The organism is Dysgonomonas sp. 216 (genome assembly GCF_010501065.1).
Lineage (GTDB): Bacteria > Bacteroidota > Bacteroidia > Bacteroidales > Dysgonomonadaceae > QVMM01.
Window position 1 is genome coordinate 182,922 of record NZ_QVMM01000002.1, and the last position, 16,243, is coordinate 199,164.

Annotated in this window: 7 protein-coding genes; all 7 read right to left on the reverse strand. The window is 38.2% G+C overall.

All coding sequences use genetic code 11. The annotated features are described in order from the left end of the window. The 7 genes from D0T53_RS02305 to D0T53_RS02335 all read right to left on the reverse strand — a co-directional run bounded on the left by D0T53_RS02305 (nt 1) and on the right by D0T53_RS02335 (nt 16,223). Nucleotides 1-3,147, reverse strand: a complete 3,147-nt coding sequence (locus tag D0T53_RS02305; protein WP_163264663.1) for a SusC/RagA family TonB-linked outer membrane protein — start codon at nt 3,145-3,147, stop codon at nt 1-3. Between the two features lie 12 nt (nt 3,148-3,159). Next, nucleotides 3,160-4,719 (reverse strand): fasciclin domain-containing protein, encoded by a 1,560-nt coding sequence (locus D0T53_RS02310; protein ID WP_163264665.1) that lies wholly within the window; start codon nt 4,717-4,719, stop codon nt 3,160-3,162. 29 nt (nt 4,720-4,748) lie between these two features. After that, nucleotides 4,749-6,686: a fasciclin domain-containing protein gene (locus D0T53_RS02315; protein ID WP_163264667.1), complete on the reverse strand. Its 1,938-nt coding sequence runs from the start codon at nt 6,684-6,686 to the stop codon at nt 4,749-4,751. A 16-nt stretch (nt 6,687-6,702) separates the two neighbouring features. Next, on the reverse strand, nt 6,703-8,286 hold the full coding sequence (locus D0T53_RS02320; protein ID WP_163264669.1) for a RagB/SusD family nutrient uptake outer membrane protein: 1,584 nt from the start codon (nt 8,284-8,286) through the stop codon (nt 6,703-6,705). A 21-nt stretch (nt 8,287-8,307) separates the two neighbouring features. Next, complete coding sequence (locus D0T53_RS02325) at nt 8,308-11,607, reverse strand: SusC/RagA family TonB-linked outer membrane protein (protein ID WP_163264671.1); 3,300 nt, start codon at nt 11,605-11,607, stop codon at nt 8,308-8,310. Nucleotides 11,608-11,611: 4 nt separating this feature from the next. Then, entirely contained in the window at nt 11,612-14,134 is a 2,523-nt protein-coding gene (locus tag D0T53_RS02330) for a fasciclin domain-containing protein (protein ID WP_163264673.1), read from the reverse strand. 652 nt (nt 14,135-14,786) lie between these two features. Beyond that, nucleotides 14,787-16,223 (reverse strand): family 43 glycosylhydrolase, encoded by a 1,437-nt coding sequence (locus D0T53_RS02335; protein WP_163264675.1) that lies wholly within the window; start codon nt 16,221-16,223, stop codon nt 14,787-14,789. Between the last annotated feature and the right edge of the window lie 20 nt (nt 16,224-16,243).

The following is a 16,243-nucleotide window of genomic DNA, read 5'->3' on the forward strand; positions in this document are numbered from 1 at the left end:
TTATAGATTCAACTTTAGTCCAACAAAATAACTTCTCCCTTGAGACAATAATCCGGCATCAATACCTTGATATAAAACCGAATTATTCAGCGAAAATTCAGGATCGCTTCCCAGATATTTAGTATAAGTCCACAAATTATTGGCCGATGCCCAAACAGTAAAGCCCGAAAGGAATAACCAGTTTGTAGGAACCTCATAAGCCAAAGTTAGAGTTTTTAGTCGCAAATACGAGCCATCTTCTATCCAGCGATCCGAGAAACGACTGTTACCTAATGGATCGCCGTATGCCAGTTTTGGTATCGAAGTAATTTGTCCTTCGTTAACCCATCTGTTTTGCATAGCGGCCGATTGGTTATTAAGTGTAGCTCCCGACTCCATTTGCGAACGGGCATAATTGTAAATATCGTTTCCATAAGAGTAAGTAAACATAGTATTCAACGAAAGTTTTTTATATGTAAACTTCAGATTAAAGGCTCCGGTAAAATCAGGATTTGGATCTCCGATAATAGTTTTATCATCTTTATCAATAAACCCGCTTTTATCTAAATCAGCGAACCACACATCGCCGGCTCCAAACTTATAATACCTAACCCCTGTATAATCTAGAACTTTAAGATCTGCTTCGCTTGCCTCTTTAGTTGTAGAGAAAACACCTTTTGTTTTGTATCCGTAAAAAAGTCCGGCCGCATTACCTACCGATGTTTTTACTTCACCGCCATAAATAGGTGTAGTATAGTCTCCATCGGGCAAGCTTAATATTTTATTTTTGTAGTGTAATAAATTGGCTCCTGCTTCTAATTTAAAATCGTTAATAGCCAGTACCTTTGCATTAACAGACAGTTCGAATCCTTTATTCTCCAATTTTCCGCTATTTGCCCAATATGCTTCCTTTCCTATCTGGTAACCAAAGTTGTTCAATGTTAACAAATCGTTTGTTGTGTTATGAAAAAAATCGGCCGACAGAGTAATTCTGTTGTCAAACAATCCTAAATCGGCACCAACACTTCTTTTGGTTACAGTTTCCATCTTCAGTTTGTTGTTCCCTATATTCAATAACGTTAAGCCTGTATATCTATCTATATAACGGATAGCTCCAAAATACGTTATGGCTGCACCTTCGGGAATATTATCGTTACCCGAAAGACCCAAACCTGCCCTCAGCTTCAGCAAGCTGACAAAAGGCAAAGCATTCATAAAATTTTCGGAAGACACATACCAGGCAGCATTCACTTCAGGAAACATTGCCCAGTTAAGGCCTGCTGCGCTTAACGAAAGATCTGCATCTTTTCCAAAGCGCGACGATGCATCGGCCGATGCAGCTACCGACAGAAAATATTTATCATAAGCTCCATATTCAGCTTTCATATACCATGACATAGAACGCCACGAATCGTCATATCCATAAGTTTTTCGGTATGCCAATCCGTCACTAAGGTTATGATCGTTATCGGTAGCCGAATTATGCCCCGAACCATATTCTCCCTCATACGAATCTGTCATAAAACGTGTTCCTGCTTGTAAATTTACAGAGTGAACAGCAAATTTTTTAACCCAATCCATGTGCAAATCGGCTGAAATAGAATTTTGCTTTGCGTTTTGTGCTTTTGCAAACCTTATCGAGTTACCTCCCTCAGGTAATACAACCGTAGGAACACCGGCATGAGGCCTAAAATATTTTTCGAACATGTTATTAAACGAATAGTTAAAAGCACCCGAAACGCTTAATTCGTTCGTAATTTTATAAGTAGGCCTTACAGCTAACGAAAGATAAGTTTGCGAACTTTCTCCTTTACCTTTGCTCAGTATAGCTACAGGATTCGCAATCTTAAAGATATCTGCATCCGAAATATCCGGAGTTATATTTCCTTTATTAGAATACTCGTAAGGTATAAGAAACGGAGCCTTTATTAACGACAATACCGAAGGCGAAGTAACTAAGGCTGTACGGCTTTCGTTAAAGCCATCGTCCCTGAGCTCTCTGTCGGTTTGCGAATAAGATATATCGAACGAAAAGTCAAGCTTAGAGGTTAACTTTACATCCGAATTAAACCGTGCATTAAATCTCGAAAAGTCATTCGCCTTTAAAGTGCTGGTTGCGTCGGCATAGCCCATCGACAGGTTATAAAGAGCTACATCATCGCCTCCACTTACGTTAATGCCGTACGATTGGGTAAAGCCTGTTCGGTAAACATCGTTTTTCCAATTATTATTATTGTGATACCGTTTATAATCGTAATACGACGGATCGTCATTCAAAAAAGGAAGAGACGATAAATCGGAAGGATCGGAGGAGAAAGACTTTAGCATATCGCTCATATATACACGAAGTTGCGATGCATTTAGCACCGGCATTGTTTTAGGCTTGTCGTTATAACCAATCATTGCCGAAGCCGTAATTTTAGTAACGGGGTCTTTTCCTCTCTTGGTTTTTATTATAAGCACCCCATTTCCGGCTTTAGTTCCATAAATAGATGCTCCGTCTTTCATAACCTCTACGCTCTCGATATCGTCAACGCTGATATTTGACAGAGGATTTAAGACAAAGCCATCATGTATAGAAACCCTGTCGTACTGATTGTCAAAAATCATTCCATCCAAAATGATAAGAGGTTGAGCTCCGGCATTCAACGAATTATAACCACGGATAAACATAGACGCCCCTATTCCGGGTGTTCCCGAGTGAGTTATGGTACGAACGCTTCCACCCAGTTTTGTCTGAATTTCGGTGTCGATGGTTAATGACGGAGTATAATCCTCTGTTCCGCTTCTGAACAGAGCAACTTCCAATTCAACCTGATTGCGTATCGGATAATCCAACGATAAATAATCCAGAGCCGATATTTGTAATCTATTCGTATAATCGGGAACCTGAATAGTAAAAGTTCCGTCTTCTTTGGTCATTGCCGAATACTGCATATCTTGCGTTTGAACCCTGGCTCCCAGAATTGGCATTTTTGTACCAACATCCAGAATCCGTCCCTTAATTGCTCTAAGATCCACTTGTTCAACAACTTCCGCTGATAAGGATACAGAATCGGCAGAATTGCTTGTTTCTTGATTTCCATTATTATCCTGAGCCAATGCCTGGAAAACACAGAAAGACAAAGCAACCCCAAATAACATCTTCAAATTAATATATTTTTTCATGTGTTTATAGTTTTAATCCCGTTTAGGTTCAAGCAAAATACAATCTATCATTAGGTCGCGTGCCCAAATTGCTGTTTGGCGCACGTTACTTACAACCCTTATTTTTACAGTATTTTCCTCTTCTCCATAATTCGCCGTCGGGAATTTGAAATCAGAGGCTATAAGAACCGTATCCATTACATAAGGATTAGGACTAATACGGGCCGTATCAGAAGGGAATTGCATTGATCGAGTAGCTCCTGTGTTATCTTGATAACTCATCGTGAAAAATAGCCTGTAAGGCTGTATACCTAACCCCGAAGGTTTTATAAGTAATTTTGAAGCAAATACACAATAAACATTATAAGTACTCGATAATGTATTAGGTATCTCAAAAGTCACAGTTGGGTTACCCGAAGACGAAGATGGGTCTAAATATAAATACCGTCCACCCGATACTTTGAACTCAGAATCCAGAGGCACAGAACGGGTAGTTGCCGTAGAAAAAGTATTTGTTCGCCCAATAGAATATTCTGCTTCAACTCTTATCAATTTATGCCACGATTCGTACGGTTTAAACAATAGCCGATTGGTAATAAACAAGCTTCCATTACTTGCTGCAACTTCCTCTGTTCCTTCAAACAGGTATTGAGGCTTGTAATATGTGTTATACGAAGTCGAAGTCAGCGAATCGGTAGGAGAAGGTTGTACACTATTACTGTATATCAGGTCTTTCATTAAAGAATAAGCTGTATTAGCGCGCTGCATAGAGTCGGCCGTACTCTGATTTGGGTTATAATACACATAAAAATCCTTTATTCGGTCGTATGCTTCAATCCATGCTGCATTATTAGGAACAATCATTGTATAAGAACTATCTTCCCTGTTTATATACCCCAATCGGCGCAACATTCTATTCGAACTAATAAAAACCGAATCTAAATAAGTAATTTTGCCATCTACAACACTACCCGGTGTACTTGAAGCCTCGTCAAAAATGATCTCGTCAAAAGAGTACAGATAGTTTTTTATCGAATCCAAATCGCTTCCTTTAGCCAAATATTCCCATATATTAGGGAAAAACGTATTGTAGTCCGACAAAACATGTATAATACCATTAGAAGCCACTATTGTTTTCGAAGGCTGAGCAAAAGCTGCATTCCCGAAAAAGTATCTTCCTGCGTATTTAATCAAATCTTTTCTTTTTCTGTTCAGCGTGTTGATTGACGGAACAAAATCGCCTGAAGCCGGATAAAAGAACCGGGCGATATGATTATCTATCAATTCGCTTTTCACGTTTATATCACTTGTATCTAAACTAGCCAATGCATCATTATCGGGTGCAAATATTGTATAGGCCTGAGATTGCGATAATATTTTATCATAACCATAGCTCTTCAATATCGACACAAATACACTAAGTTCGGGTACCGACTCGATGCTTTGCCATAAATTATCCTCGGCAACAATGGCATCATCTTTTTTATAATGATTATCCCATGTATCGTCGCTACAGGAACAAATTGAACCTGCTAATATTAAGGCAATTACACAACCCGATATCCGCGACATTATTTTATTTATTTTGTTCATAATTTTATCTCAGTTGTTTATCTACAATATTAAATTCTATCCTCTGGAGCTCCACTTGGACTTTCATATACATTTTTAGGAACAAGTTCGAAATAATCGATCATAAACTGATCTCCCTTATCTCCCGATACCGATTTGAAGCGTAAGTAATGCGGAGCATCTTCGGTCCATGTTTCGGTGCTCACTATGCGTCGCAACGCTCCATTATTATCGCGGGCAGTGTTATCGCCACTTAAATAAGAAGTTCCACCTTTCATATATCCCCTGTTACGCATCATTTTATCGTTTTCGTAGCCTTCGTCCAACGTGTTTTGGTCCGAAACCCATCCAATACTAGGATCGGATGCTGCTATCTTCATGTTCAAAGGTATGCCCTTAGGTTGTCCATCTATGTAAAATTGTAGAATACCACGCTTAACATTTGCTGTATACCCGAACCGCACTTCGTAAGTTCCGGCCGGAACCGGAGGCAAGCGCATAATAAAGTCGAACTCTCCTGTTGCCATCATCTCATCGGCCTGATAGTTATTCCACGACCCACCACTTTTTTGGCCTTGCAAATAATATAAATCTGTTGAAGGAGATATAAACTCTACATTCTTTAAAAATCCACTTGCAAACTTATAGTAGTTAGAGGCACCGGTAACTCCCGCCGGATTATCTCCTTTTTCGTAGCGGATACCATTAGTCATTAATTCGGGATGTAAACTTGCTGCATCTACCCTTATACGAGTATTTAACAACATTGTTCTTACCTTTCTATCATAAACAAGTATGTCGTCTAATAAATGATATACTCCGTTGTCAGTGTCCTGTTCTCTTCCCGATTCTGCTGGCAAAACTTTTACCCCCAAAACGCCACGGGCTATGTCGCTATTTAAAACAACCTCTCCATTATCGTTCGATGCTTTAAATATTGTGTTCGGGCAAAATGTTTCCATAAACTCGTAAAGAGTGATATTTTTTGCCATATTAGCCTTATAGAAGAAGTTGTTGTAGTGAACTGTTTTGTCTATAATATGGTACGAAACAAAACGGTTCAAACTGTTTCTTCTGTCCGTAAAATCGGTTATACCTGCATCCTGCGGATACATTTCGTCGTAAACACTGGCTGCGTAAGTTTTTAAGCCTTCCAAATCGGTAATATTGGCTTTATTTTTCAAAACTTCGTCGGATTCGGCAAAAATAGTATATCCATATTTTCTCTCTTTAGGGCTACGGCATATTGTTTTTCCGTCTATCGACAACGGATCTTTTACCGGAATATACTCCCGATCGCGTATTTCCTGCAAAGAATCTTCCAAGGCAGTTAATTCCAAGGCTGCTGAAAAAATAGTGAGTCGGGAATCCTTGCCCAATAACGACGGTATTGCAGCCGTAGAAGGAGTTAACACTTTATCTATAACATGTATAATTCCATTCTCTATGTTTACTTTATCTTCGTCATCTTCATCATCGCTCAGTCCGATGACATCAATAATCCTCGAACTTGAATTAATAACAACATTAACAGTTTCACCTTGAGCCCTGAAACCAACAACCAAGTATCTGGAGTTCATGTTAGTAGATGCCAGAGCGCCTGCTTCTGTAAAAAACTCGTAAACTTTATCCGGAATCAAATGGCTGTATGCCACATATCTAACTATCGAGTCGGGGACAAAGTCGATTGATGTAACCCCCAACGAATCGTACCATGCATACATTGCCTCGTTTGTTGGAGCAAAGCAGGTATATTTGTTATATGTTTTCAGCAAATCGCCTAATCCGGCTTTTTTTACAACCTTATCAAATTCGCCATATCGTTCAGGGTCAGTTTCTAAAAAACTCCCTATCGTTTCGCCTGTGAAGGTGTAAAGGTTATCGCCAACACTATCACTATCATAACATCCGGGTAAAAGAAACGATACCAACAAAAAACCCAATGTTAGGATAAAACTTCTATATTTATAATTTACTTGTATTTTCATTGCATTTTACTCTTTATTATTTTTCGATACTAGAAGAAGATAAATAATATGGATTTTGCTTCAATAGTTTGTTCACCAACAACTCATCCCGATGAATAGGTAAATACAAAGAATTTAGAACCGACAACTTTGTTATTATTGTATTCTGATTCGATGTGTATTTACTTATCACATGATCGGATAAAGTTTCAGTATTTCCTTCGCGTTCAGAAAGTCTTACCAAGTCAAACCAACGTTTTCCTTCAAACATCAACTCTCTTTGTCGCTCCAATAACACCAGCTTATTCAATGCATCTACATTTCCATAATCGTCAAAAGACAAGGTGTCATCTTTTGATGCCAAGTCATTAGCCCGCATATAAGTTGTGTTTACAATACGCAACATTTCTCGCAAATCTTCTTCCGAACGGTTTAATTGCCCCAACGCCTCTGCTTTCATTAACATAACATCTGTGATACGATAAAATATCCAGTTTGCTTCTTCGGTAGTAGAAAAAGAATACGAATAAGTATCTTTTGAGCCGGAAGTAAATTTATCAACAGTTCCACGATATTTGAATATCGCAAACTCGCCCGATTTAGCTTCGTCTAACACTATGGAATTCATTTTACGACCGTCGGTTTTCATGAAAGTATTTTCAGTCGAAGGGTCGGCATATACAGGATTAGCAAAAATGGCGCCTGCTTTATCCAAATATCCATAGAGTTTCTTAATATTTTCGTTGAATTTATCGGAATAGAACTGTAATTCAAAAATGCTCTCGGTTGAGTTACCTCTGTAAAAAATAGCCGAAGCAAACGATTCCGTCGTATTCAAATCGTATTTAGGCACTTCAACCAAGGCTCCCCCTAAACTTTCAGAAACAACAGCATTTATCAATTTATCGCAGTACTCGATACATTTATTATATTCCCCCTTCCATAAATAAATATCGGCCAAAAGAGCACGAACAGCATCTTTTGTCATCCGACCTTTTGTCGATCTTGTTGTTGGAAAAACAGACAAAGTCCACTCTTCGGCAAAAAGCAAATCGTTTGTTATGATGTTCAACAATGAATCGGGTGAAATTTGAGGAACCACAAAATTCTGACCATCATCAACGGTTGCATTGCCTACAAAAGGAACATCCCTGAAAGTACGCATCAAATAAAAATAACACAAAGAGCGTATCGCCTTAACTTCGGCTTCTTTTGCCCGCAAATCGTTTTCGGTAAAATTAGCATCACGACCAACTACGGCCGGAGCATAATTTAATACTGTGTTACAATAGTTAATAACTTGGTAAAAAGACTCCCACGAACTAAGACTATTCGATGGCAATATATTCATATTGTGTATTTGCCACTCATCATTAGACGAACTGTTAGGTATCATATTGTCAGACCTTAATTCGCCCCAAAGTATTACTCGTTGCATAAAAGCATCTTCCTGCATACCTCTATAGCAAGCCATAACTACAGCTTCTACATCTGATTCTTTTTGCCAAAAATCATCCAGCAACATTTCGTTTTCGGGCCGGACATCTAAATAATCATTACACGAAACTCCTGTAATTACACAAACCAAAATCAGTAGGTAATATTTAATATTTTTCATCATATACATTATTTTTCCAGTCAATTAAAATTGAACACTTATACCCGCAGTAAATGATTTGGGACGAGGTGTTTGGTTATTATCGACACTAACTCCCCAAGATCCATAACTAACTTCGGGGTCGACTCCCGAATAGCTCGTAAAACAATACAGATTATATATAGTAAAGAAAGCCGATGCCGACGATATCGAAAACTTCGATAAAAACTTCTGAGGAATTGCATAATTAAGCGAAACTTGCCTTATACGCAAAAACGAACCATCTTCAACATATCTGTCGCTTCCCAAAAAATTTCGTCCGGCTCCATTTAAAGCCCTTGGCATATTGGTTTTATCACCTTCCATTCTCCAACGCCAGTTTACTGCACGGCTTTGGTTGTTATTGTTATGCATGTTCTCGGCATTCATCCGCGCTGTGTTTACAATCTTATTTCCATAACGGAATACAGTGTTTACACTGACTGATAAACGATCGTAGGTAAGTTTTAAACCAAGTCCTCCGTTAAACTTCGGATATGAATTACCTAAATACACGATATCTAATTCGTTTATATTTCCATCGTTATTTATATCCTCATAAATAGCATCTCCTCCCTGAAACGCCAATTCGTTAGAAGTTCCATAAGCAAAATAAATAGGAACCGGATTGCCTTCCGAGTCGTAAATAATGTTACCACTTGCATCGCGGGCAATAGGTGCCGAACCTAAAGTATAACCACTTTCCTTTAAATCGGGGTTATCTATGCTATATTGATAAACTCCCTTGTAACGGAAACCATAAATAGAACCCAAAGAATTGCCTAACTGAAGACGAGACATATATGTTCCATTATCAAAACCATAATCTCCATTGTGTTGTTTTAATATCGACTCATCCAATTTTAAAACAGTATTTCGGTTGTTCGAGAAATTCAGATTTAAATCGGCATGAAATTTTTCGATTTTTAGAAATCTGTTTAAATTAAAATACAATTCCCAGCCTTCGTTACGTACAGTTCCAACATTTTTCCACGATAGTGAAGAATATCCCGAAGTAGTTGGAATTCTAACTTTTTCGTTTAGCAAATCGGATGTCTCCTTATTATAATAGTTGAAGGCTCCGGTAAACAAATCGTCGAAAAACCCGAAGTCGGTTCCAAGGTTTACATCCCAAACTTTTTCCCACTTAAGGTCATTTAACCTGATTGTGGAAGGGCGCACTGTACCTGTTCCCAGATAATTACCCCATGCCTGATAACGGCTAAAATGTAAATACTCATGTTTCGGAGGATTTCCTACAACTGCTGTACTGACACGAAGACTTAACATACTTAACCAACTATGTGTAGGTTTCATAAAATTTTCGTCAACAATATTCCAACGTCCCGAAATTCCTCCAAAAAGGCCAAAACGGTTATTTGGACCAAACCTCGAACTTCCCTGATACGCCAAGTTATAGCCCAAACTATATTTTGATTTATAAGAGTAATGGGCCGAATGCCTGAATATCATCCCTCTCGAATAACCCGAACCTGACTTCATAGCCGACACGTATGAGCCTGTTGATGGGCTTTCTACTCCTTCGGGTAACCCATAAGAGGCACTGGATTGAGACGACGAAGTTCCTCCGCTTATTTCAGCATCAGCATACAATGTAAGTGAGTGATCTTCACTATTAAACTTGGGCACCCATGTAATATCGAGCCTACCTGTTGTTGTGCGCGATTTACTACTTCCCTTATCCACTTTGTTTATTTGTCCATCAGTCCATACTGCAGTAGACAATTCTTTCGGTAAAAAAGAATAAGATGAGTTATTCTGGATATCAAACGAAACTAATGCTTTTAAGCGAAGCATTTGTCTTTCTTCGTAAGGTAATAGGTCATACTCTAAACGAAACGTAGGAATAAGACGATAACTCTTTACTGTATTTTTAGCTAAATTTGCCGATGCTACAGGATTTCTCAAGCCTTTTTGATCTTTCAATTTTTCCGACATATCCTGCGGCAGCGCATAATAAGCGCCGGTGCTTACCCCGTTTATATCTTCTTTGTATATTGCCAAATTAGGCATTTTTTTATAGGCAATTTCCAATAACTTATCATAATTTTTGTCTTCATCGGTATATGTAAAAGACATCTCAGACTTAAATTTAATACGATCCGACACATCGTAATTCAAATCCATACGCGAAGTATAACGTTCCAATTCTTGTCCGATAATACTACCTGTTTTGTTAAAATATCCACCCGACACATAAAAAGTTGCTTTATCACCTCCTCCACTTAATGTTACATAATGGTCGTGCGTATAACCGGTAGTTTTCACAGCATCAACCCAATCGGTATTATTGTCATACATCCTCCATTCGGGAAATACTGCATCGTTCTGAATATAATTCAGTTCCTTTATGTTTGAAGCCTGATCGCTGTGAGTCGGGTTATAATATGCTTCTTTGAGAAACATTGTATATTCGTCACCATTCAGCATTTTCATACCCTCCGGCTGCCATTCACCTGATAAACGGTACGAGTAACGAACCCGTGGTTTACCTTTTATCCCTCTACGGGTTCTGATTGATATAACCCCGTTAGCACCTTTCGACCCCCAAATTGCAGTAGATGCACCATCTTTCATTACAGAAATGCTCTCTATATCATCGACATTGATAGACAATAGATTTGCAAAACTTTCCTGATTGGCATTAACAAAGTCGAAGTTATCAGTATTGGCTGCATCAAAAATCAAATCGTTTACAACAATCAAAGGCGTAACGTCTCCATTTATTGAAGATGCTCCACGTAAACGCATAGCCGATCCTGATCCAACGTCTCCCGAATTCGAAATGATATCCAGCCCCGCAATCTGCCCTTGAAGTGCCTCGTCTAAAGACGATACCGACAATTCTTCAAAGTTAGCTTGCAAGGTTTGAATTGCCATAGGATTCTCCCTTGCGGGAATATCGATTGTTCCGGTTTTTGTTCTTGGTTTAGCCGTAATGACAACCGTTTCCAGCTCGGTAGTATTTTCTTTCAGTTCTATAGAAAAACTTTTACGATCGTCAATAGAAATTGTTTGCTTATTAAAACCCATATAACTGATTTCCAGCTTATTTTTTCGGCTTTTAATCTTCAACGAAAAGTCTCCGTTTATATCGGTAACCGTTCCCGATACTACACGGTTTGTTGCATCCTTTTCCTGAACAGATACACCTATGAGCCCACCTTCGGCCTTCGAGTAAACGTTTCCGACAATAATATCGCCCGAAGCCTGCTGAGCCACAATAAACTGAGACGAACATAAAAAGGTTACAATTAACAATAGTGCACAAATATGCTGTTTCATATATTTAGTCATTAAATTGGTTATTCTCATAATACAAACAATCATTTATCTGGTGAATTACAATATATGAAGACGTTACAATAGAGCTTGATGTAACCGGATTTGCAGTATTAAATTTAAAATCTCTGCCCATGATATTGAAAAGAGATTCATCTGTTTTCACAGATGTGCTGCCACCCGATTCGGTCTGAATATTCAACGCATAATTACCTCCGTTTAATGTCAATTTATAAAATGTGTCTGTATTCTTATCTAGTGTTGCTGTTTCGTAAGATGCCGATACTCCTACTTTATCAAGGAACACCGCATTATCCTGAAAATGGTAACGTAAAAAACGAATAATCTTCTCGGCCAAAGCATCGCGCTTATCCTGATCGGTTTCGGCTTCTACATCATCCCAGCTGGGAAGCCCTGCGTCTAAAGCATTCTGAACGGCTTCGTTGGTAGGTACATAAAGAGTATAGTGGAAAGTGTTTAAGAACCTCACATTATAATCTAAACCTGCTTGCGAAACATCTTTGTAGAAAATACTGTATTTTGCCGAGCGCTTGCTGTCTCCAAGCCATAAATCGTCACGACCTTCTAACAATTTGAAAAACTTTTCAAACTTCGGCTCGTTTGATAAAATCTTATAAACCGATTTAGTTGGTGTTTGAAGCGGCTCATCTATTACATAAGTCTTACCATTACCTTTACCATTTGTTTCCTTTGTTTGATCGTATATATCTTCAACAGTTATAGTGTTGTCACGTTCTATATCTCCACCTCCGGCAACTATTATATCGTTACTGCTACGTGCAACCTTAATAGTACCACCACCTTTGGTTCTGTAATAATCTCTTCCATCCTCAATATTTCCTACTATAATATGGTAGTTAAGCATGTCTTCTAAATGGCTTCTCAATGTGGAAGAAGATACGGCTCCAATAGAGTCGCCTACTTCATGTGTTGTCAGATTGTAATAATGTACAGACGCATAAACATCATTCTTCACGTCGTTATAATGGAATTTATAAGCGAAAGGATTCGCCGATACCAATGAGTTAGGAACAATATATGTAAAATTATCGGTAGGAATGAAGAAACTATAATAGTTAACCATAGAAAGTAAATATGGCTTAAATGATAATGTAGAGATAGCCCATTTAAACACTTTCATGTTTTCATTTATTTCTGCCGGAAGCATAACAGACGAATACAATGCCGGAGGATAAACCACATTGGTTACGTATATCACACCATTTGTCGACAAATGAACTTTATCGACATGACTTTTTTCCACACCCATTTTCTCTTGGGCATCGTCTGTTATATTCATAAAATTAGATGGTAATGCCGCAAGAAAACTCGATTGCATATGATTCTTTACCAATTCTTCTATTACTCCATCAGGAATATTATCAATGCTTCCATAGCGTTCGAGCAAAGGACGCCCCAAACCTTCAAAATATCTGATTAAAGCATCGTCCGACGGTGCAAATACAGCTGCCATATCTGTTTGGTACGTTCCTACAGATGTACTAGCTGTATATCTGTTCCATCCCGGATCGTACTCAAGAAAACTTGGCACTGTTTTTTCTCTATTAGGATCGCTTGGGTCTAAAACCGAAACAACATTGTCTTTTATTTTTATTCTATTGGCATCATCTGCTGTGCGTTTCGACAGATACCCCTTAATAAATACCGAGTCGGCTCCTCCTAACAAATGGTGTTGAGATGTTAAAGACTCGCTGTAATATGGCACTGCATATCTTTCTAAAAGAGAACTGAATATACGGGTTTCAGGCAGATTGTTTAACTCTTCCGCCATATTGGAGGGAGGCAATAACACATCGTCCAGAACATGTACATATCCATTTTGGCAGATTACATCGCGTTTTTTTACTTTTACATCATAAATATACGCATCATCTTTTCCTGCATCAATACCATTCATCAGAATAGTAAAATCTTCTTTTGTAATATTATGTGCCAACATTTGCCCCTTCACAAAATGAAGCATTGGCGTGGCCGTTCCATCTTTTGCCAAGTGGACTCCGGAACTTCTAAATCTATTCCAGTATTTATTTTCGGGCAAATTACTGCCTCCAACAAAAGGAATAGAGTCTGAAACTTCGATAGCCGTACTACGGCGCAACACCTGACCTTTAACCGGCCCTTCGAGAGTTGATAACCCTTCTATCAATAGAGCATTATTTATCATCGACGAATTCAGTATAACTTTCTTCTGAGCCAACGATAAATCTTCGTAACGCCTTACGCCCCATTCGTTATTGGCATAAAAACGTTCGAAAGCCTCATCATCTGCTACAAACAAGGTTTTACTACCTGTTCGGGCCAAAACCTCGCTATACTCCAAATCGTCGATAAGACGGACATAGGTTTTAAAATGTCCATCACTTTCTAAATAGTCATAAATACTCTTCCCTAATGTTTCGGGGATATTATTCTCGTAGTAATATTCGTCGTTACAACTAAACAGACAAATACAAATCAGAGAAATTAATGAGAGTGAAAATTTGTTCATGCTATTAAATTTATTAATCGAAACTAAACGCTAATCATTGTTTATTATTTTACATCTGTTAAGTATTACATAATACAATACTGTTAAATACAGTATATAAGAATCAACTTGTATTTAACAATAACATACCTCTTTTTCTTTTAAATATTGATATTTCTTTATTCATGGTAAACTAGCCCCATACTTATAATGTTTATAGGGATTGGGAAAAGCCCTTTTCTCTAAATGCAAATTAATGCTAAAAGACGGTTATTACATAGGATGAAAACATTCAATTACTGGTACATTTTGTTGCATCCCTATTTCTGCATAGTTAAAAACAATACTCTACCCTGCATTAATGTATAAAACAAAAGAGAATAAAGACTATTGTCTCCATTCTCTCCTGATAATTTGTGTATAAATTTATGGTGATAATAAAAAAACGTAAATATTAAATTTTATTTAAATAGAGGTTACCATAAAACTCAACCTCAGCAACATTACCATTACCTGCATCGGCCGACAAATTCATCCATACTATTACAGGCTGCTCATGCCTCAATTTTATTGATGGCAGAACAACCTGCAAATATCCTAAATAAACAAAGAAGAAAAATAAGCTTTTTTCACATCTCTTTGTCTTTATATTTTTTGTAGCCAGCCTAACAAACTAGAATATATTCCATTCCCATACGCCTTTTATCCCCTTGGTTATTTTAAGTCTAAGATAACGGGCTTTAATATTAAGAACATCAGTATGGGGCGATTTTATTTCTGTCTCATCATGTCCGCCACACGATTTCCATGATTTACCGTCAGTCGAATATTCAAGTATATATGCATGTCCTGCCGTTGGACGAACAAAGAAAACCTCACTCTTCTTTAGTTTTCGGGTCTTTCCCAAATCAGCTGTCAACCAACAATCTTCGTCTTTGTTATTAGGCATCCACCTCGAACCGTTTGCCGAATCGAAAGCAAATTCAGGCACAAAATATTCTGTTCTATTTAATAAACTGTCCTGATTTGGCGCAATTTTCAAACTGTCTCTAACGCTCGAAGCTTTACAACTTTTTATTGCAATTTTCTTATCTTGCTTAATTTTCCGTAATGCCCCTACTCCATCAAGCGTCAGGTCGACAGGGCGGATAGTACCATCTTCGTTAAATTCAAGCTTATTTACATAAGTTTGACGATTGGTGCTTCTGCGTCCAAATTCCAGATAAGCAAAATAGTAGTCATCCGTTCCCGAAAGATTGAAAACACAGCCGTGTCCGGGTCCAAAAACTCCTCTTTCATAATTTGTAGTCGAAATGATGTCGTTTTGCGGTGCTTCGAACGGCCCCAGTGGCGACGAGGTACTCATCATATAAGCATATTGATATCTTTCATCGCCTCCCTGCGAGTAGAGATAATAATAAATGCCTTTTCGTTTAAAGAAAATAGGGCCTTCGGAATATGATTTGCGAGGCGAATCGATTGTAATAATACTGGTAGAATCGAGGCTAATCATATCACTGTTCAATCGGGCAGCGTTTCTTTTTTGCCAATAAACATAAGCCTGATTATCGTCGTCGATAAAAATTTCGGCATCAATACCCCATGGCGGGTTCGATCCGTTTGCCTTTAACAATGTAGACGAAGGTGAATAGGGTTTAATAAACTCGTCTTCTCCCTTAGCCAGTTTAAACGGACCATCAGGCGAATCCGATACCGCCGGATACATAAACTTATTTATTGTAGGATAAATATAATACTTGCCATTTGCCTGAACAACCTTACTTGGTGCCCAATACACCTGACCTACAGCCGATGGGAAATAATATCCCGAAAAACTCCAGTTTACAAAATCTTTTGATTTCCACACCACCGGAGGCCCCGAAGTATGCAATCCGTTATCATATCCGTCGGTAGTGGCATAGCAATAAAAAACACCGTCAATTTCCTGAATGCTGGCATCGGCAATCATGTCGGGTACAAGCGCATTGCCAAAAGGATTGGAGGGTTGCGACTTTAGCGATTGATTAAATAAAAAGAAAAAACAAAACACTAAAAAAATATTAATTTTATTTAGCTTCTTAATTAAAAATGAACTAGTTGTTGCTTTCATATTTGAAGATTCTACTTAAT

Coding starts and splice junctions, on each gene's coding strand:
- D0T53_RS02305 (WP_163264663.1), bottom strand. CDS start 3,147: ATGAAAAAATATATTAATTTGAAGATGTTATTTGGGGTTGCTTTGTCT.
- D0T53_RS02310 (WP_163264665.1), bottom strand. CDS start 4,719: ATGAACAAAATAAATAAAATAATGTCGCGGATATCGGGTTGTGTAATT.
- D0T53_RS02315 (WP_163264667.1), bottom strand. CDS start 6,686: ATGAAAATACAAGTAAATTATAAATATAGAAGTTTTATCCTAACATTG.
- D0T53_RS02320 (WP_163264669.1), bottom strand. CDS start 8,286: ATGATGAAAAATATTAAATATTACCTACTGATTTTGGTTTGTGTAATT.
- D0T53_RS02325 (WP_163264671.1), bottom strand. CDS start 11,607: ATGAAACAGCATATTTGTGCACTATTGTTAATTGTAACCTTTTTATGT.
- D0T53_RS02330 (WP_163264673.1), bottom strand. CDS start 14,134: ATGAACAAATTTTCACTCTCATTAATTTCTCTGATTTGTATTTGTCTG.
- D0T53_RS02335 (WP_163264675.1), bottom strand. CDS start 16,223: ATGAAAGCAACAACTAGTTCATTTTTAATTAAGAAGCTAAATAAAATT.